At 50.8% G+C, this 20866-nt stretch carries 16 protein-coding genes; 14 read left to right on the top strand and 2 right to left on the bottom strand.

Translation table 11 applies throughout. The annotated features are described in order from the left end of the window. Positions 1–56: 56 nt before the first annotated feature. Positions 57–1361 carry a tyrosine--tRNA ligase gene (tyrS, locus tag B0B12_RS04815; protein WP_076666326.1) on the bottom strand — a complete coding sequence of 435 codons (1305 nt, stop codon included), beginning with the start codon at positions 1359–1361 and terminating at the stop codon, positions 57–59. Between the two features lie 535 nt (positions 1362–1896). Between tyrS and holA the strand changes: the two genes are divergently transcribed. From holA to trmB, 9 genes are all read left to right on the top strand, one after another. Then, positions 1897–2946, top strand: coding sequence for a DNA polymerase III subunit delta (gene holA, locus B0B12_RS04810; protein ID WP_076666325.1), 1050 nt, complete (start codon positions 1897–1899; stop codon positions 2944–2946). A 221-nt stretch (positions 2947–3167) separates the two neighbouring features. After that, positions 3168–6218: a tetratricopeptide repeat protein gene (locus B0B12_RS04805; RefSeq protein WP_076666324.1), complete on the top strand. Its 3051-nt coding sequence runs from the start codon at positions 3168–3170 to the stop codon at positions 6216–6218. Positions 6219–6224: 6 nt separating this feature from the next. Then, positions 6225–7931: a TonB-dependent receptor gene (locus B0B12_RS04800; protein WP_076666323.1), complete on the top strand. Its 1707-nt coding sequence runs from the start codon at positions 6225–6227 to the stop codon at positions 7929–7931. A gap of 6 nt (positions 7932–7937) precedes the next feature. Next, a complete protein-coding gene (locus tag B0B12_RS04795) occupies positions 7938–9062 on the top strand; it encodes an HU domain-containing protein (protein WP_076666322.1) in 1125 nt (374 codons plus the stop codon). A 1-nt stretch (position 9063) separates the two neighbouring features. Next, entirely contained in the window at positions 9064–9768 is a 705-nt protein-coding gene (locus B0B12_RS04790) for a MotA/TolQ/ExbB proton channel family protein (RefSeq protein ID WP_425298497.1), read from the top strand. A gap of 2 nt (positions 9769–9770) precedes the next feature. Further along, positions 9771–10166, top strand: a complete 396-nt coding sequence (locus B0B12_RS04785; RefSeq protein ID WP_076666320.1) for an ExbD/TolR family protein — start codon at positions 9771–9773, stop codon at positions 10164–10166. Positions 10167–10176: 10 nt separating this feature from the next. Beyond that, positions 10177–11097, top strand: a complete 921-nt coding sequence (locus tag B0B12_RS04780; RefSeq protein ID WP_076666319.1) for a hypothetical protein — start codon at positions 10177–10179, stop codon at positions 11095–11097. A gap of 59 nt (positions 11098–11156) precedes the next feature. Beyond that, positions 11157–12404, top strand: a complete 1248-nt coding sequence (locus tag B0B12_RS04775) for a bifunctional folylpolyglutamate synthase/dihydrofolate synthase (RefSeq protein WP_244554596.1) — start codon at positions 11157–11159, stop codon at positions 12402–12404. Positions 12405–12407: 3 nt separating this feature from the next. Then, entirely contained in the window at positions 12408–13061 is a 654-nt protein-coding gene (trmB, locus tag B0B12_RS04770; RefSeq protein ID WP_076666317.1) for a tRNA (guanosine(46)-N7)-methyltransferase TrmB, read from the top strand. A gap of 257 nt (positions 13062–13318) precedes the next feature. Here the strand turns inward: trmB and trpF are convergent, their stop codons facing one another. After that, on the bottom strand, positions 13319–13942 hold the full coding sequence (gene trpF, locus B0B12_RS04765) for a phosphoribosylanthranilate isomerase (RefSeq protein WP_076666316.1): 624 nt from the start codon (positions 13940–13942) through the stop codon (positions 13319–13321). Positions 13943–14159: 217 nt separating this feature from the next. Between trpF and mnmA the strand changes: the two genes are divergently transcribed. The 5 genes from mnmA to B0B12_RS04740 are packed head-to-tail and all read left to right on the top strand — an operon-like array spanning position 14160 to position 20812. Further along, positions 14160–15287 (top strand): tRNA 2-thiouridine(34) synthase MnmA, encoded by a 1128-nt coding sequence (gene mnmA / locus B0B12_RS04760; RefSeq protein ID WP_076666315.1) that lies wholly within the window; start codon positions 14160–14162, stop codon positions 15285–15287. Next, entirely contained in the window at positions 15287–16009 is a 723-nt protein-coding gene (locus B0B12_RS04755) for a hypothetical protein (RefSeq protein WP_076666314.1), read from the top strand. Before mnmA ends, B0B12_RS04755 begins: the two co-directional genes overlap by 1 nt. A 5-nt stretch (positions 16010–16014) precedes the next feature. Next, positions 16015–17655, top strand: coding sequence for a S8 family serine peptidase (locus B0B12_RS04750; RefSeq protein WP_076666313.1), 1641 nt, complete (start codon positions 16015–16017; stop codon positions 17653–17655). A 52-nt stretch (positions 17656–17707) separates the two neighbouring features. Beyond that, on the top strand, positions 17708–18361 hold the full coding sequence (rpe, locus tag B0B12_RS04745; RefSeq protein WP_076666312.1) for a ribulose-phosphate 3-epimerase: 654 nt from the start codon (positions 17708–17710) through the stop codon (positions 18359–18361). 21 nt (positions 18362–18382) lie between these two features. Continuing rightward, positions 18383–20812, top strand: coding sequence for a TonB-dependent receptor (locus B0B12_RS04740; protein WP_083704079.1), 2430 nt, complete (start codon positions 18383–18385; stop codon positions 20810–20812). Positions 20813–20866 lie beyond the last annotated feature (54 nt).

Genomic DNA, 20866 nt, shown 5'->3' with positions numbered 1-20866 from the left:
CAAAAAAGGTGATCTGAAAAGATCACCTTTTTTGTTTGTAAGTAGCTGTATTTCAGTTATTTGATTGATACAAGGTAGTAGTTTTTCTTTCCTTTCTGCACCACCAGGTATTTTTCCTGAAGCAGCTCGTAATTCACAGGCTCTTCCGTTCCCTGGATCTTCTGGCGGTTGATGCTCACGCCGCCATTCTTGATCATGCGCTTGGCCTCGCCCTTCGAATCGAAAATCTGGCCCCCTGTTACCTCAGAAAGCAGATCGCTCACCGTAGCCGCGCCTTCGTAGGTAGATCGGTTCACTTCGATGTGCGGCACGCCTTCGAATACGGACAGCAAAACATCCTCTTTTAGGCCTTTCAGTGTCTCTAAATCACCTTTTCCAAATAAAATTTCAGAGGCATCTACCGCTGATTTGTAATCTTCTTCGGAGTGCACACGAATTGTAACATCTTTAGCCAGCGCTTTCTGCAAAATACGCAAATGCGGGGCCTGTTTGTGCTCTTCGGTTAAGCGCTCAATATCGTCCTGCGGCAGCAAGGTGTATACCTTAATCAGCTTTTCAGCCTCTTCGTCCGATAGGTTGAGCCAGAACTGGTAGAACTTGTAAGGAGAGGTAAAGGATGGGTCGAGCCATACGTTTCCGCCCTCGGATTTGCCAAATTTAGTACCATCCGCTTTCGTCACCAGTTTTCCCACCAGCGCGAAGGCTTTGCCGTCGTCGATACGGCGGATCAACTCCGTGCCTGTCGTGATATTGCCCCACTGATCGGATGCACCCATCTGCAGACGCACATTCTTGTTCTTATACAGGTGGTAGAAGTCGTAGCCCTGTATGAGCTGGTAAGTGAACTCGGTATAGGATAGGCCCTCGGCACGGTTTCCCTCTTCGTCGGCACTAATGCGTTTTTTCACCGAGTCTTTGGCCATCATGTAATTTACGGTCAGGTGCTTGCCCACCTCTCGCAGGAAGCCAAGGAAGCTGAATTCCTTGAACCAGTCGTAGTTGTTGACGATCTCTGCAGAATTTTCGCCGCTATTGAAGTCCAGGAACTTCTCGAGTTGCTTGCGTATACCTGCCTGGTTGGCCTGCAGGGTGGCTTCGTCGAGCAGGTTGCGCTCTGCAGACTTGCCAGATGGGTCGCCGATCATGCCGGTAGCACCACCCACGAGAGCGATTGGCTTGTGACCGGCGCGCTGCAGATGCACTAATAGCATGATGGTAGCCAGGTTGCCGATATGCAAGGAAGAGGCAGTCGGGTCGAAGCCGATATAGCCCGTGGTCATACCGGAAGCAAGTTGCTCTTCTGTACCGGGCATGAAATCATGGAGCATGCCTCTCCAACGTAGTTCTTCTATCAAGTTCATGTAAACCTAAATAATCGTCAATTCAGGGCAAAGATAAAAAAGAGTTGGCAGATTCGCGGAAGGTAAATCGAGAAGCTATCAGGCAGTCGAGTGACGACCGGAAGGTATAGGGCTAGCCAGAAGCAGCGGCTATACCTTAAATTGGGCTCGGCGGGTGATACAATTAAGTAGGTATAGGTTTGTTGGGACCTTCTTATCAGTCACTATACCTGCTAATACCTTGCTATACCTCTTGTGAACTTCAACTGGCGATTCCTACACTTTAGTCATGATGCTATACCTGCTAAATGATTATAAAAACAGTATAAGATTATGATATAAAACACGTTGTATGTATTTACTTAAAAGATAAGTTAAGGTATAACAGGAGATTACAACCTTAATGTGTGTTTAAATTTGAGGCACAGAGGTATAGCCTAACAAATAGGTGCAATGCTGATTTTTCACCTTGTTGCCTTTCATTTGCAGCCCGGATAGCTGTATCTTTGGTCTCTGTATATCTGTACCATCTCTTACTCTATACCTGACCAACGCCATGTCGCACACCCCGGAGGGCATTCTGGAGCAGTTAAAAAAACGGCAGTTCGCCCCTGTTTACTTTCTGCAGGGAGAGGAGCCTTTCTACATCGACCAGATTGCTGACTTTATTGAGAAGCACGTGCTGCAGGAGCATGAGAAGGGCTTTAACCAGGTGGTGGTGTATGGGAAAGACGTAGATGTAGCCATGGTGCTGTTGCAAGCCAAGCGTTTCCCGATGATGGCTGAGCGCCAGGTAGTGATTGTGAAAGAAGCGCAAAGTATTGTGGACCTGGAACGTGAAGAAGGCATCCGGCAATTGGAGGCCTATTTGCAAAACCCGCTGCCCTCTACGATCCTGGTATTCTGCCACAAGCACAAAACCCTGGATGGACGAAAGTCGCTGGGCAAAGTGGTACAGAAGCATGCCGTCCTACTCACGACCAAAAAGCTTTACGATAACCAGATACCCGCCTGGATAACGGCCTACGTCAAGAGCAAAGGTCTGCAGATCAGTCCCAAAGCGGTGCTGCTACTCAGTGAGTTTATCGGGGCCGACCTGTCACGCCAAGCCAACGAGATAGACAAGTTGTTGATCAACCTGCAGCCAGGTCAGATGATTGACGAGCGCGTGGTGCAGGAAAATGTGGGCATCAGCAAGGAGTACAATATTTTTGAACTGCAGTCAGCGCTGATTGCCCAGGATGCGCTCAAGGCAAACCGCATCATCCAGTATTTTGAGGCAAACCCAAAAAATAATCCCCTTATACCGAACCTGAGCCTGCTCTTTACGTTTTTCACCAAGCTTTTGACCCTGCACCAGTCCGCCGACAAATCGGAGGCCGGGGTGCGGAAGAGTTTGGGCAATCGGGGTTTCCTTGCAAAGGAATACATGCTGGCGCTGCGCGTGTTTCCGCTCATGCGCGTAGTGGACATCATCCACCATATCCGGGTGGCCGACTTGCAGGTGAAAGGTATAACTGGCGGCGATATGAGTGAATCCGAAATTTTAAAGGAATTGGTATTCAAGATATTGCATCCTGTGCCGAGGACTTTAGCCCTTCATTAAGCACAAATTCCTGCGATCAGCACAATATTTGCTGCTACTGCGGCATTGTATAGGAGTGTGAGGCGTTTTCTGACGACATGTTTATCGCCTGTGGTTCGTGCGGTTATCGATTTTTAATTAACTTTGAGTTTGCCTTTCGGGCATGGCGCTTGCGGGCGCCTATACCTGTTTTCTAAGAATAAGCCATAAGAATAGCTCGTAAGCGGGCAGTTAGATACATTATGAAGATAGCCTATAAAGTAGCGCTGGCATCGGTTTTGGCTGGGGGAAGCCACATCGCGGTGGCCCAGCACACCCAGGTGTTCACCGCAAAAGACAAGCACTATCACGAAGGCGTAGAGCTGTTTGACCGTGCCAAGTACGGCGCGGCGCAGGAGGCCTTCCGCAAGTACATCAACCTGATCGGCGACGATGCCAAGACCGCAGACGCGCAGTACTACTACGCCCTGAGCGGCCTATACCTGCTGCATCCCGATGCCGAACAGCTGATCCTGAACTTTACCCGCAAGTTCCCGGCCCACCCGAAGACGACGCTTGCCAACTACGAGCTGGGCCTTTTCTATTTCGAGAACAAGGACTACAAAAAGGCGGTGGAGAAGCTGGAGAGCGCCCCGACGCACTTGCTCAGCATCAAGCAGAACAAAGAGCTGGAATTTAAGCTGGGCTATTCTTACTTCGCCAACAAGGACTTCAAAAACGCCAAAATCTGGTTCGACAAGAACAAGACGACCGGTTTCAGAGAAGACGAGCACCGCTACGCCTATGCCTCTAACTACTACGCCGGCTACATTTCTTACCGCGAAGGCGACTACGACGCGGCCAAGGCGGACCTGCTGATTGCCGAGAAGAACGAGGCCTATGCGCAGATCGTGCCTTACATGATCACGGAGATTCTCTACAAGGAGCAGGACATTTTTGAAGTGATCCGTTACGGCGAGGCAGCGCTGGCCAAGACCCCGAAAGTGCAGCAGGCAGAGGAAATCGCCCTGTTGGTGGGAGATGCCTATTACCAGCGCGCCGAATACAAGAAGGCAGAAGAGTATTTCAGCCAGTATGCCCAAGGCAAACGAAAGATGGATCCGGTGATCCAGTACAAAATCGCTTATACCGACTACAAGAACGGTAACTACAAAAACGCCATTGCCAATTTCAAGGAGGTAGCCAGTAAAAAGGATGCCCTTGGACAGAATGCAGCCTATTATCTTGGTCTGAGTTACCTACGCGAGGATAACAAGCAGTATGCTCTCACAGCCTTTGACCAGGCCCGAAAGAACAACCAGGACACCACCATCACACAGGCGGCTACGGTAAAATTTGCGCAGGTGAGCTACGAGCTGGGTAACTTCCGTGACGTATTCAGCTCGCTGCAGAATTTCAACGAGGAGTTCCCCAAATCGGAACATGCCGCCGAGGTAGATGCGCTGCTGACAGAGGCGTACTTTAACTCCAACAACTACTCAGAGGCCATCCGGCACATCGAGAGCATGCCAAACAAGAGCTACCGTATGCTGGAAACCTACCAGCGCATGACGCACCTGTATGGCGTGAACCTTTACAATGAAGGCAAATTCCCAACGGCAGTTTCCTTGCTGGATAAATCATTGCAGTACCCTTACGATAAGGAGATCACGGCAGCGAGCCACTTCGTGAAAGGGGAGGCTTACTCGATGGGACAGCGCTACGTGGATGCTATCAACAGCTACGCGGCCGTGTTCCGCAACAGCGAAGCCCGCAAGTCGGAGTACTACATGAAGTCGCGCTATGGCATTGCCTACGCTTACTACAACAGCAAGGAATACGACAAAGCCATGCCGCACTTCAAGGCATACGTGGACGGCACCAGCACCAGCGACCCGAACCATTACGATGCCATGATGCGTCTGGCGGACCTGCATTACGTGAAAAAGCAATATGCACCTGCCCTTGCGCTTTATGACAAAGTGCTGGCCTCCAATTCCAACGATAAAGACTACGTGTACTTCCAGAAAGGCATTGTGCTGAGTCTGATGGGCAACAAGGAAGCGGCCAAGCAGAACTTACAAACCGTTTACAGCCAGTACCAGAAGTCGCGCTATGTAGAGCCGGCCATGTACCAGCGCGCCATCATCGATTTTGAAGCTGGCAACTACCAGTCAGCGGTTTCCGGCTTCACAGCCCTAATTCAGGGAAGACCGCAAAGCCGCCTGCTGCCAAATGCGTTGGAGAAAAGAGGTATAGCCTACGCTAACCTGGGTCGTAACGCGGAGGCCGCCGCAGACTACAAGCGCGTACTCGACGAATTCCCGAACTCCCGTTCTGCCAGCGGCTCACTCTATAGTCTGCAGGAAGTGCTGGCTACCCAGAACCAAAGTGGTGAATTTGATCAGTATGCTGAGAAGTTCAGAACGGCAAACCCAGAGAGCAATGCGCTGGAAAGCATTGAGTTCGAGGCTTCTAAAACGCTTTACTTCAACGAAAAATATGATCAGGCAGTCGCCAAACTGGAGAACTACCTGAAAACCTATCCGAACAGTCCTTATGTGAGCGATGCCAACTACTTCCTGGCAGACTCTTATCTGCGTGTGAACCAGCCAGACAAAGGCTTGCCGCTTATGAAGTCTGTAGTGGAGGAGGGCAAGAGCGAGTACGTGAACCGGGCCATTCAAAAGGTGGCAGATGCTGAGTTTGAAAACAAGAACTATACCGAGGCAATCAAGTACTACAGCCGCCTGCGCGACACGGCCACAAACCGCCGTGAGCAGCAGACAGCTCTGACTGGCCTGATGAAGAGCCACTTCCTGACAAACGACTATGCTGCGACGAAGCGTGTTGCCAATGAGCTGATCAGCCAGGGTAACTCCGCCTTGTATGTGTTCAACACGGCACAGCTCTACAAGGGCAAGGCTACGTACGCCGAAGGCAATCTGGACCAGGCTCTGAAAGAACTGCGCGAAGCCTCAGCCTCAGCAACAGACGAGAACGGAGCAGAGGCGCACTACCTGGTAGCCGAGATCCTTCACAAACAGAAAAAATACGCTGAGTCGATTGATGTAGCCTTTGACTTCAACTCGAAGTTCTCCAGCTACGACTTCTGGCTGGGCAAATCCTTCCTGATCATTGCGGACAACTACGTGGCACAGAACGAAACCTTCCAGGCTACTTCCACCCTCAACTCCATTATTGAGCACTCACCAGTGCCGGAGATAGTAGAGGAGGCGAAGCAAAAGCTGGCCAAGTTGGGAGGTACGCCGAGCACTGCCCCGGCTGACTCCGTGAAGGGAAGAAAAAGATAATGCATCATGAAGAGAAAGATCAACATGAAGAATAGATTGAAAAAAGCTTCCATTGCGGCGATCGTACTGTGTGCCGGGTATAGCTTTCTGAACAGTGCCCAGGCGCAGACAACAGGCTGGGGCGAAGGCGCTAAGCTGCAGGATTCTGAAGTAGTGGTAGAAAAGGATCGCAAGATCGAGCTGCCGAGGGCTTCACGTAATTACCAGAAATTTGCAGTGGTGGCTCCGGAGCCGGGCGAGCGCAACGTGCGCTACCGTTTCAACGATTACCGCCTCGAAGACCAGGACGTGAACCTGCAGATGCGTGTGCTCACCATTAAGCAGGAAGAGCTGAGCAAGCTGTACGGAAATTATGTGAAGGCAGGTATAGGCAACTACGGCACGCTATACCTGAAAGGCTACTTCCACAACAAGCGCAGCAATGTGGCTTCTTACGGAGCGGATGTTAGTCACATCACTTCCGCCAGAGGACCTGTTGATGGCAAGAATTCGGCTGTCACCAACTCGGCCATCAACGTGAACGGCGAAACATACCTGCAGGGCCTTACTTTGGGAGGTAAGCTAGGCTACGGACGCGACAAATATCATTTCTACGGATATGGTCCCCAAGAAACCACTGTGGACCGTGACACCATCAGCCAGGTGTTCAACCGGGTGAATGCCGAAGGGTATATGCACAACCACGGTGCCGGCATGCCGCTCTTGTTCAAAGCTGGTCTGAACGTGAACTACCTCAACGACCGCTATGACATGCGAGAGACGAACATTGCTGCTAAACTCAACACCGAGTATGGACTAGATGATGTATCTGCTTTCAAAGTAGATGCTGACCTGTCGCTGGTGTCCCACAAGGATTCTGCTTCGGTGAGCCGTACCTTGTTCAAAGTGCATCCGCAGTACGAGCGTCAGCTGAACGCCATCCGCCTTTCTATTGGTGCTAACATCGCCTATACAGGCGACACCGTGAATGACGCCCGCAAGTTCAATATATACCCAACGGTACGCGTAGGAGTGGAGCCTATAAAGGGTAACCTGTTGATTTACGGTGGTATAGGGGGTGACCTGCAAAGGGTTACTTTATATCAGTTGACCCAAGAGAATCCATACCTGGCACCGAACGTGCGCGTAGCTGATCAGAACAAAGGATTAGAGGTATACGGTGGTATGCAGGCCAACATTGCCAACTTTGTGCACCTGACAGGTCGCGTGGCTTACCAGAACTTCCGTAACATGTACTTCTACAACAACTCGGCTACCGACTCGACTAAGTTCGACCTGGTGTATGACGACGGCGTGACAAATGTTTTGAATATTTATGGTGAGGCCACTTTCAATTATTCAGACGAACTGCGCATCGGATTAAAAGCTGATTATAACAAGTATAGCACGGCTTCCTTAGAGCAGGCATTTCACCGTCCGGAGCTGATGGCGAGTGTTTTTGCCACCTACAACTTCTACGACAAGATTCTCTTTAATTCAGAACTTTACTATATTGGGAGTTCTTTCGGGCGCATTACCCGTCCTGACGGCACATTCGGGCTGCGGGAGACGGACACGATCGTGGACCTGAACCTGAAGGCCGACTACAGGTTCTCCAACCGGTTCACGACTTTCCTGATGGTGAATAATTTGTTTGCGCAGAAATACGAAAGGTTTGTAAATTACCCCAACAAAAGTATCAACCTGATAGGAGGCATCTCTTATTCATTCTAAGTGCCTATGGTAGAAAAGCACATCAAGCACCTGCTCTACAATCACGACTGCGTGATCATACCTGATTTTGGCGGGTTGATTACGCGCTATGTGCCTGCCCGGATTAACCCGGTGAAGCACACGCTGGTGCCGCCGTCCAAAAAAATTGCTTTCAACGAGAAGCTGGTTCTGAACGATGGCCTGCTCATCAGCACCATCGCCTACGCCAACAACAGCTCCAAGGAGGAGGCCAGGCAACTGGTTATCTCTTTTGTGCATGAGGTAAGAACCCGTCTGGAAAGTGAGCAGCGCTATGAGCTGACCGACATCGGTGTGTTTAAATACAACCACGAGCAGCGACTGGTATTTGAGTACACGGAGGGCGACAATCTGCTGGAAGCCAGCTTTGGTCTGCCGGAGATAGTGGCCCGACCGATCCGCCCTGAGGAACCGGCTGTGCTGCGTACCCTGATTAAGGAACGACAGGCAGCAGATACGGCGCCAGCCAAGAAACCTTTCAAAGTCCGCCTGAAGCGCGCCTACCACGTGGCAGCAGGACTGGCCCTGACAGGTTTAGTCGGAACGGCCCTCTACATGCTTTCGCTTCAAACAGACTACAATTTGAGCACGCTGAATCCTATTTCGCTCATCAGCGGCGACAGACAGGCAGAAACTGAAAAAACCGCTTCGGCGGCTATACCTGTGCAGCACGAAGCGACACTGGGTCAGCCTGCTTCCAATGATGTGTTCGATGCCGCTGAAGCAGGTATAGCAGATAGCTCGGATGCTTGGGATACTTCTTCGATCAGTACTTCTGGACAGGAGGCTCAATATGCAGCAGATGAATCCGTTAATACTAAAGAAGCGGTTGTTGAAGAAGCACCTGCTCCGGCTCCACTAGCTACGACAGTTAGCGGTAAAGATGGTCGCTTTTATATCATTACGGGTGGTTATGCCCGCATGCTGAATGCTGAGTTCAGCCGTCAGGAAATAGCGGAGTTCGGCCACGAGGCCAAAGTTTTGGAGCCCGGGAAAGGCAGCAGGCTCTTTAAAGTATCTGTAGCGGACTTTGCTTCGGCAGAGGAGGCTCAGGCAGCCATGAACACCTACAGAAAATCATTCGGAGAAAATATTTGGGTTTATAATAATTAACATGACATCTCTCTTCTTACAAATTACGACAACTCCTGCCGACACGACTTCAATGCTGATGGATGGCGCAGAAACAGCGGAAAACTCAGTTTCGTTGATGGATCTGGCGATGGCGGGTGGCTGGGCCATGATCCCGCTGCTGCTTTTGTCGCTGGCTGCCGTTTACATCTTCTTCGAGCGTTACCTGACCCTCAAGAAGGCCTCCAAAAACCCGGATGGCTTCAGTGACCGCATCAAGAGCATGGTACTGGCAGGCGACATCAACGGAGCCCGCATGCTGTGTGCTCAAACCAACACACCGGTAGCCCGCATGCTGGGTAAAGGCATCAGCCGCATCGGTAACCCACTTAAAAACATCGAGACTTCTATCGAGAACGTAGGCAAAATCGAAATCAGCAAGCTGGAGCGCAACCTGGCTTCCCTGGCAACAATAGCAGGTGCAGCACCGATGCTGGGCTTCCTGGGAACGGTAACAGGTATGATCCAGGCCTTCATCGCCATCGCGCAGGCCGAGGGAACTATTAGCCCGCAATTGCTGTCAGCCGGTATCTACCAGGCAATGGTGACCACGGCTACCGGTCTGATCATCGGTCTGCCGGCCTATGTAGGCTACAACTACCTGGTGTCAAAGATCGACAACATTGTGCACGGGATGGAATATACCTCGATTGAGTTTATTGATCTTTTACAAGAACCACAACTTTAAGCATGAATTTACGCTCTAAAAATAGGATCAACCCTGAGTTTAATATGTCGTCGATGACCGACATCATATTCCTGTTGCTCATATTTTTCATGCTTACCTCAAACTTCGTGGCACCTACCGGCCTACCTGTTAGTTTGCCTACGAGCAAGTCATCTACCATCGTTATTCAGAAGATCAGCGTTACTATTACGCCTGACCTGAGGTATTTCCTGAACGGTAAAGAAGTTAGTCTTTCTGATCTGGAACCACAATTGGCAGCACTTTTGCAGAACGCTGAGGAAGGTGTGGTTGTTTTGCATGTCGATAAGAGTGTGCCGGTAGAGTACCTGGTGAATGTTGCCAGTGTGGCGGCAGGTTTGAATGCAAAGGTAACGCTGGCCACCACACCGACAGAATAAAATTATTAGGATGGAGATAGCACTGAACAAGGAAGAAGAAAAAAACAAGAAAATCGCGGCAGGTATAAGCATTACCCTGCACGTGATTATCTTGTTGCTTTTGTTCTACCTCTTGGCATGGAATGGTGCTCCGGGTAAACCGGATGAGGAGATAGGCATTGAACTGGACTTTGGCATGAGTGCTGTCGGCAGTGGTAGTGTGCAGTCGAAGGCCACGCCGAACGAGTCGAAGAACGTGCAGGACAGCAAGCCGGCTCCAACGCAGCCCGATCCACTGCCGGAGCCAAAGCCTGTAGCGGCTGTCACGCCTCCAACTCCTGTTGAAACACCCAAGGTAGTGACGACCACGGCCGACGCGCCAGTGGTGGTGAAGGAAGAAGTGAAGCCCCAGCCAAAGCCACAGCCGAAAGAGGAAATAAAGAAACCGGTTGAAAAACCTGCCGAGAAGCCGGTGGAGCAGCCTAAGAAGGAACCTGAAAAGCCACGCTCGCTATACCCTGGCAAGCCAACCGAAAGCACCGGTACAGGCAAAAGCGGCACATCGAACGAAGCCACTGGTAACAACAACGGCGACGACGCTAACAAGGTAGGTGACAAAGGTGACCCAAGAGGTATCATGGGGGCCAAGAACTACGAAGGCACGCCAGGCGGTGGAGGCGGTGGTGACGGTCTGGACATGGCCGGCTGGCGCTACGACATTTCTCCTAAGCGCGACCCTTACGAAAATGAAACAGGTTTTGTGAAGTTCCGCATCCGCATCGATGCCGACGGCAACCTGATCGGCATCGATCGACTGGAGAGCACCGTGTCGCCGCACGTAGAGAAATGGTACCGTGAGCAGCTTCAGAAGACAACTTTTAGCCGCATTGGAGGCAGCAGAGCCACCTCCGGTGCCACTGGTACGGTTACTTTTGTGATCAAATCACGATAACTTTTATTGATTTCATGACCTATCAGGAGTGTCTTGATTACTTATACCAGCAATTGCCGATGTTTCAACGCATCGGCAATGTTGCTTTTAAGAAGAGCCTCGACAATATCTTAGCCTTGTGTGATGCGCTAGGCCAGCCGCAGCACAGGTTCAAAAGCGTGCATGTGGCAGGGACAAACGGCAAGGGCAGCAGTTCGCACATGCTGGCCTCCGTGCTCCAGAGCGCCGGCTATAAAACGGGCCTCTATACCTCGCCACATCTCAAATCATTTACCGAAAGGGTTCGCGTAAATGGTGCCGAACTGCCGCAGGATTACCTGATTCGTTTTGTGGAGCAAAACAAGGATCTTTTTGAGGAGGTGAAACCATCTTTTTTCGAGATGACCGTGGCGCTTGCCTTCCGGTATTTTGCTGACGAGCAGGTGGATGTGGCCGTGATCGAAGTGGGGCTTGGCGGCAGACTGGACTCGACTAACATCATTACGCCGGAACTTTCGCTCATTACCAATATTGGTTTTGACCATCAGGCATTGCTTGGCGACACCCTGCCTGAGATTGCAGGGGAGAAGGCCGGCATTATCAAGCCCCATATACCTGCCGTCGTTAGTACTAAGCAAGCTGACATCGTGCAAGTGTTTGAGCAGAAGGCTGCAGCTGAAGAGGCACCGCTTTATTTTGCTACCGATCATATTGCTGTGCAGGTAATGGAGCAAAACATGGAGGGCCAGGTATACGACGTGTTCTCCGATGGCAAGCTGTGGTTACCATCACTTCAGTCAGACCTGGCGGGGATTTACCAGCAGTATAATTTACCCGGCGTGTTGCAATCGTTGCTGTTGCTCCGCGACCGTGGCTTTGCTATACCTGACGAGGCTATTCGCCAGGGTATAGCGCATGCAAAAGCCATAACCGGCCTGAAAGGACGATGGCAGGTGTTAGGCTATAATCCATTAACTATTTGTGATACAGGGCACAATGTGGACGGTATTAAACAAATACTTACTCAGCTAACTGCCCTTCAACCTCAGCACGTTCACCTGGTATTCGGAGCCGTGAATGACAAAGATGTGACCATCATCCTCCAGCTTTTACCCAAGGACTATACCTATTACTTCTGTCAGGCGCAGATTCCGCGTGCTTTGCCTGTGGCAGAACTGAAGGAAAAAGCCGACCAGGTCGGATTACAAGGAACTGCCTATGCAACCGTAAGCGAAGCCATCGCAGCGGCCAGGCGAAATGCGAAACCGGATGAGGTAATATTTATCGGAGGTAGTACCTTTGTGGTCGCTGAGATTGACGAACTATAAGAAATGGGAAGAAGTAAATTAGTGAAGTTTGCCGCCATAGCGGAGCGCGAGAATGTGATAGAACCGGAAGGTGAACTCTATGGTCAGCTGAAAGGCAAGTGGCGGGAAGAGTTTTTTGAGAATGACAATCCCCTGATCCTGGAGATCGGATGCGGTAAAGGGGAGTATACTGTGGGCATGGCCCGCCTGTACTCAGATAAAAATTTTCTGGGACTCGACATCAAAGGGGCTCGCATCTGGAAGGGAAGTTCGCTGGCGGAAGAGGAAAATCTGGACAATGTCGCTTTTCTGCGCACATTCATTGAGAACCTGGAAGAGAACTTCGCCGAGGGTGAAGTAGATGAAATTTGGGTAACTTTCCCGGACCCTCGCCCGAAAGACCGCGATATCAAGCGCCGCCTGACTTCACCGCGCTTCCTCGATCTGTATGCCAAGATTCTGAAACCCGGCGGCATCCTGCATCTGAAAACAGACAACCAGATGCTCTTTGATTATACCTTGGAAGTGTTGCAGGAGCGCAAACCCAAAGATTTGCTGCATACCCACGACCTTTACCAGTCTGACCTGCAGGAGCACACCATGGGCATCTACACCACTTATGAGAAACGCTATTTAGCTGAAGGCATAACGATTAAGTACCTGCAGTTCAAGGTATAGGTGTTACCTAAGCTACTTACATTTTTAACGAATAAGGTCCGCTATACCCGAGTATAGCGGACCTTCTTGTTTTTACTGGTTTCTCAGGTTTAGTTTAGGGTATAGTTAGTCTAAAAAGCAACCTAAATAGTGAAAAGGACGCTTCAGACAAGTTGCGACCTATACCTTCAGGGAAACGGAAAAGCTACGTAGCACCACGACCATATACTATAATGTCGCTACATCTTAACTCCTAAACTCTTAAACTCTAAAACTTCCTAGCTTTCCTCTATTTCTTCGAAGATCTCCTGCAGCTCGTCAAAATCCTTGAGGCCAGGCTTAATTTCATGGCCGCCGCGCAACCCGATTCCGGCAGGTTTTATCTCCTTCAGGATGGTTGTGATATTGTGACGGTGCACGCCGAAGCCCAGGTATATCTGGAAACGCTTGGCCAGGTTCTTAAGGAACTTGGTATTCGTCTCATCAATGGTGTCAAAGTCCGATGAGTAGATTAAGAAGCTGTCCACGGAAGGTTCGTAGAGCTCCATCATTTCCAGCAGTTCGCTTTCTACCGTGTCTTTGTTGATAAACACCTTCTGGATTACAGGGCGGTTGATTTCCTCGATTTCATCGATCAGGTAGGGGGTATCCAGTTGAATATAGTCAAGGCCGAATTCATCGGCGTACTGGTTAATGATGTCGGGCTTGGCGCGTTCGAACTCGCCGGCCAGTTTCACGCCAGATACCCAACCCACAATTTCCTTCAGCGTCTCGGAAGACATGCGGGTTTTGTCGTCCAGTTTCAGGTTAAAGCTGATCACATCTACGCCCATGCCGGCGCAGTAACGAGCATCGCTCAAATTATTAATACCATTTACTATTACAGAGGTACGTAAGCCCATAGCAATCTATCTTTTAAGAACCAGATCGGTTCAGTTCTTCATATATAATACCAAAGTAAGCCCCTTATTGGGTATGATGCAATATTTTTTTTATGCCGCGACCACTTCTCCCATAGTTGTTGCTACAATATTTGCCCGGCTGAATCTTTATTAGTGCCCCGATGTTACTATCTTTGTAGTAAAATTATAGCATTTCGAATCTCAATTCTGAAGATAAATGAGTAAGTTAGGAAGGGTATTGGTAGCCATGAGCGGCGGCATAGACAGCTCGGTGGCGGCGGTGATGTTGCACGAGCAAGGCTATGAAGTAGTAGGCATGACCATGAAGACATGGGACTACGCTTCGAGTGGCGCCAGCAAGAAAGAGACCGGCTGCTGCAGCCTCGACTCGATCAACGATGCCCGCAACATTGCGGTACAGCTTGGCTTCCCGCACTATATCATAGACATACGCGAAGAGTTTGGTGATTTTGTGATCAACCATTTCACCGACGAGTACATAGCCGGTCGTACGCCAAACCCGTGTGTGTTGTGCAATACACACATTAAATGGGACGCGCTGTTGCGTCGCGCCGACCAGCTGGGCTGCGATTTTATCGCTACGGGACACTATGCCAACATCCGCGAAGAGAACGGCCGCTATGTGATTTCCAAAGGCTTGGATGAAAGCAAGGACCAGTCTTATGCGCTGTGGGGCATTTCTCAGAAGAGTCTGGCCCGCACTATTTTCCCATTGGGAGGACTGCGCAAGACGGAGATCCGCCAAATGGCCATGGACCGCGGTTTTACAGAACTAGTGAACAAACCGGAGTCCTATGAGATCTGCTTCATACCTGACAATGACTACCGTAGCTTCCTGAAGCGCCGGGTAGATGGACTGGAGGAGCAGGTAGCCGGTGGCGAATTTGTGCTTGAGGACGGTACTGTGGTAGGCAAGCACGAAGGTTATCCGTTCTATACCATCGGCCAGCGCAAAGGCCTGGGTATAGCACTTGGTTTCCCGGCCTATGTAACACGTATCGAAAAAGATGCCAACCGCGTAGTGCTTGGTAATTACGAAGACCTGGCCAAAAACGCCATGACTGTCGGAAAGCTAAACATGGTGAAATACGAAAACCTGATTGGCCAGCCTATACCTACCATTACGAAAGTAAGGTATAACGACCCGGGCACAGAGGCCATTATTGAGCATGAAGGCGACAAAATGAAAGTACATTTCCTGCGAGGAGTCCATGCGATTGCTCCTGGACAGGCAGCCGTTTTCTACGAAGGCAACGACGTAGTGGGCGGTGGGTGGATCGAGACGAACTTTAATTCAGATTATAACCTGACGGTGTTGCAATAATGAGAAAAGCCCTTCTGCTTCTGGTCGTGCTGTCCGCTTTTGTGGCTGGCTGCGAAAGTAAATACAAGGACCCCGACCCGCAGGCGATGGGTTACGATTACTATCCGCTGGAGATAGGGCAGTACCGTGTATATAATGTGGAGGAAACATTTTACTTCAATGAAACACCCTCTAACCTTAACTACCAATTGCGTGAGCGTATAGATACGAGCTTCCAAGATCAGACTGGACAGCTTGTTTATAAGATTATCCGGTCCAAAAGATCTGATGCATCGATTGATTGGCTGGATGACTCCGTGATGACTGTGTCTAAAAGCCCGACAATGGTCATGCTTACCAAGGACAATACTAGATATGTGAAGATGGTTTTTCCTGTAAAGAACGGATTAGAGTTTGTTGGTGATTTATACAACACTCGGCAGGTTGAAGGAGGAGCTGGAGGTAAATTACGCAATGGTAAGCAAGTGTATACCTTCCAGAACGTAGGAGATAATTATGAAGTGAGCGGAAATTCTTATTCAAACACTGCAACCGTACTTCAGAACTTCTATTCGATCAATACCATTTTAGATGATCGCTTCGAAGTTTATGCAGAGGGTATCGGATTAGTACACCGGGTTTATAAGCGTATCAATTACAAGTCTAATACACATGATGATGGCTACAGTATAACAGATGGCCACGAACGCGAGGAAATCTTAATCGAGCACGGTAAACTATAAGGCTTATGCGATCACTGACGCTGCTCACTTACTTTCTGCTGATAGCCCTTTTTGCAAAGGCGCAGGGAAGTGGCGGCCCTGAGCAGAAGCACCTGATCTACTTCACCGACAAAAAAGACTCTCCTTATACCTTAGAACAGCCAGCGCTATACCTTTCTGCTAAGGCCCTCGAACGCCGAAACAAGCAGGGTATAGCGCTTTCTGTTCGTGACCTGCCAGTTAATCCTTCTTATGTCAGTGGCCTGAAAGCAAAGGGTGCAAAAGTGCTCTATACCTCCCGCTGGTTCAATGCAGCGGTCGTGCAGTGCCCGCCTGAAAAATTGGCCGAGTTGCAATCGCTGGCCTTCATAAAAGGAACACAGCAACTTAACCGTTTACCTGCTTCACCAACTGGCAAGAAAGGCACTCAGTCAAACGATAGTCTGAAGCTTGCCAAGGCTTCTTTCGACCCATCTTACTTTGGCCCATCTTTCCACCAGTCCAACATGCTGGGTATACCAGAACTGCACGCAGCTGGCTTCCAGGGCGAAGGCATGACCATCGCGGTTTTCGACGCGGGTTTCCCAGGCGTGAACAGCGTCAACGCATTCGCACATTTGTTTCAGAATGGGCAGCTAAAAGGCACGTACGACTTTGTGGGAAACAAAAAAGACGTTTATGGGCATAGCCAGCATGGCACTTCGGTGCTGTCGACCATGGCAGCCTACGAGCCCGGCCGCATAGTTGGTACGGCTCCTAAAGCAGACTATTACCTCTTACGCACAGAGGACGCTGCCACGGAGCACAACATTGAGGAGGTCAACTGGCTGCTGGCCGCTGAGTTTGCCGATAGTGTCGGTGTGGACGTGATCAATTCCTCACTCGGCTATACCTTATTCGACGCGCCTTCTTACAGCTATACCTACAGCGAGCTCAACGGCAACACGACCATCATTACCCGCGCGGCCGATCTGGCTGCTGCCACTGGTATGCTAGTTGTGACGAGTGCAGGCAACGAGGGCAACAAAGCATGGCGCTATATTTCGGCACCTGCTGACGCCGACTCCGTGTTGGCCGTCGGAGCGGTCGATTCGCTGGCAGTGCATGCGCTTTTCAGTTCTGTAGGACCCACGGCCGACCAAAGGCTGAAACCGGATGTGGTGGCGATGGGGCAGCAGGTATTCGTGCTGTCATCGTCTGGGAATCTAGGACGTTCGAGTGGCACCTCCTTCTCAGGACCGATCATGGCAGGTATGGTTGCATGTATTTGGCAGGCCCGACCAAAGCTCACCAACATGGAACTGCTGCAGCTAATCCGCCAGATGGGAAGCAACTATAACAACCCCAACAACACCATCGGGTACGGCATACCGACTTACCGTCGACTCGTCACGGGTTTGGAGGATGAACTGACGACCGGAATCAGCATCACCAACCCGGTATCGGAAGACCCTATTGTGCTGCGAATGGATGAGAACTGGCAGCGGGAAAATGCGTTAGCGCGACTTTATGACGCCTCTGGCAAACTGGTTCATACCCAGTTGTTGCGCGCAAACCAGGCAGTCCATACGCTCAATATCAAGTCTTCCCGACTCAAGAAAGGCATTTACTTGTGTCAGGTGAGCTCAGCTAGCAGGAACGCTACCCTGCGCTTTGTCAGACTCTGATGTAGCAGATTTTTCAAACGAAGGATTCTATCTTAATTTCTATATTTGTTTCATGAAACCAATTATTGCCCCCTCTCTACTTGCCTCTGACTTTGCCAACCTGCAGTCTGAAGTAGAAATGCTGAACGAAAGCCAGGCTGACTGGCTTCACATCGACATCATGGATGGCCGCTTTGTGCCGAACATCTCATTTGGTTTTCCTGTGCTGCAGGCCATTCAGCGCCATGCTAAAAAGCCGCTGGACGTGCACCTGATGATCGTGGAGCCGGAGCTGTACATTGAGCAGTTCAGAGAGGCGGGAGCGGAGATCATATCCGTGCACCTGGAGGCTTGCAACCACCTGCACCGTACCATTCAGCAGATAAAGGCAACAGGAGCCAAGGCAGGTATAGCCATTAACCCGCACACTTCCGTACAACTCCTCGACGATGTGATCGCAGATGTGGATCTGGTTTGTATCATGTCGGTTAACCCAGGCTTTGGCGGACAGAAGTTCATCGAGAACACTTACCGAAAGATCGAAGCGCTTAAGAACCTGATCATTGCCCGTAATTCCAATGCACTGATCGAAATCGACGGCGGGGTGAACCAGCAGAATGCCCCTTTGTTGCTAGAAAAAGGCGCTGATGCGCTCGTAGCCGGCAGCTTCGTTTTTAACTCAGCTGATCCGCTGCAAACCATTGCCAATCTGAAGAACCAGGCATAATTTATAACCTAATCGCCCTCTATGCTCCGATATCTTGCGGTATGGCTCTTTATGCTGCTGCCAGCAGGTGTCTTTGCACAGCAGGGAATAGTGAAGGGTACGGTTCTGGACCAAAACCGCCAGCCACTCGAGATGGCCACGGTTGGGGTGCGGGGCCGTACCCTTGGCGTTCAAACCGATGCCCAGGGCAGGTTTAGCCTGAAAGTACCGGCTGTGGAAGACCTGGTGCTGGTGGTGCGATTCCTAGGGTATAAGGAGCAGGAGCGGACTGTGCGACTGCAGGCAGGAGAGGAGCAGGTATTTGACTTTGTGCTTGAGCCCGACCCGCAGCAGTTGCGCCAGGTAGATGTGCGGGGCAAACGCGAGGACGATACCCGCGAGCAGGTCAGCGTGACTCGACTCGACCCGACGCTCACGAAAACCCTTCCGTCCGCTTTCGGCGATTTCAACATGATCCTCGCCACGCTGCCAGGCGTTACGAGTAACAACGAACTATCCTCGACCTACTCTGTGCGTGGCGGTAACTACGACGAGAACCTGGTCTATGTCAATGGCATCGAGATTTACCGTCCTTTTCTGATCTCAGCGGCGCAGCAGGAGGGCCTGAGCTTTGTGAACCCGGATCTGGTCGCCAATGTCGAATTTTCCTCCGGTGGCTGGCAGCCCAAGTATGGCGATAAGCTGTCGTCGGTGCTGAACATCCAGTACAAGCGCCCAACGGAGTTTGCGGCTTCCGTAACAGGCAGCCTCACCGGCGGTGCCATTCACTTGGAAGAGGCCTCCAAGAATAAGCGCGTCTCATACCTGATGGGCCTGCGCCACAAAAACAGCCAGTACATGCTGCAGGGGCTGCAGGTAGACGGACAGTATCGGCCTACCTTCACAGATGGCCAGCTATACCTGAGCTTCGACCTGGGCAAACAGCCGGAACGGACCACGCTCGGAGTGCTTGGTAGTTATGCTCGTAATAATTACAGAGTAAAGCCTGAAACCCGCACCACCACTTTCGGAACCCGTCAGGCTCCGCTCCGGCTGCTGGTCGCCTACGACGGGCAGGAGAACATGGACTACGATACCTACCAGGTAGGGGCCAATCTCAGCCATCGGGTATCAGAAGACTTGCTGACGGAGTTTATCATTTCGGGCGTGCATTCGCTGGAGCGTGAGTTTCGCGACATCGAGGCCGCTTACCGCCTGTGCGATGTGAACACGCTCGGGCGCAACGACATGGGCGAATGCCTACGCGATAGGGGCATCGGCAGCCAGTTTGACCATGCCCGAAACGCGCTGAAAGCACTGGTGCTGGCAGCTGAGAGCCGCAATACCTGGCGCCTGAGCAGTCGCAGTACCATTTTGGCCGGAGCCAAAGCCAGCCTGGAGCGCATCAACGACCGTTTGGCCGAGTACGGCTTCGTGGACTCCTCCGATTACGTGACCATGGCTTATCAGCTCAATTCTGAGCTGAATCTGAATACACAGCGCTACAACGGCTATGTGCAGCATACCTACGAACTGGATTCGCTCAAGACAATCACTTACGGCATCCGGGCTAGCTACTGGACTTATAACAATGAACTGACCATCACGCCACGCATACAGTATTCCTTCATCACCCGTCACAATCCGGACCTATCATTAAGAGCCGCCGTCGGGCTTTATTACCAGCCACCCTTTTATAGAGAACTGCGCAATTTCCAGGGCGAACTGAATCCAGACCTGAAAGCGCAGCGCTCCCTTCATGCCGTGGTGGGCAGTGACTACCTCTTCAAAGCCTGGGACCGAGACTTCAAACTGACCACCGAGGCCTACTACAAGCATATGACGAACGTGGTGCCCTATGACCTGGACAATGTGCGGCTGCGCTATTACGGCCAGAACAACGCGAAAGCCTATGCTACAGGTATAGATGTGCGTGTAAACGGGGAGTTTATACCTGGAGCGGAGTCGTGGCTGAGTTTAGGGCTAATGCAAACACGCGAGAATGTGCAAGGCGATTCCATTCTCGTTTATAATAACTCCGGCGAAATTATTGGAAGCAATGACCGTAGCTATTTGCGCCGCCCGACTGACCAGTTGGTGAATATTGGGGTCTTTTTCCAGGACCACCTGCCTGACAATCCGACCATCCGGATGTACCTGAACGCAGTTTATGGCAGTGGATTGCCTTTTGGTCCGCCCAACCGTCCGGAGTTCCGCAATGCTTTTTCAGGCAAGTCCTACAAGCGTGTGGACATTGGGTTTTCGAAACTCATTGCCTTGGGGGATGATCTGACAGAGCGCAAAAAAGTATCCCTGGAGAGCCTTTGGATAGGCTTGGAGGTTCTTAATATCATCGACGCACAGAACCGCATATCTTATAGTTATGTGACAGATGTGAATGACCTGACCTACGCTATACCTAATTTCCTGACAGGTCGCCGGCTCAACCTCCGCTTTATTGCCAGGTTCTAAATAACAAAGAGCGGGGCTCCGACTAATGCCGAAGTCCCGCTCTTTGTTTAGCTA

The sequence above is a fragment of the Pontibacter indicus genome (assembly GCF_900156345.1).
In the GTDB taxonomy this organism is placed as follows: Bacteria; Bacteroidota; Bacteroidia; order Cytophagales; family Hymenobacteraceae; genus Pontibacter; species Pontibacter indicus.
This window is presented reverse-complemented; position numbering and strand designations above follow the sequence as displayed.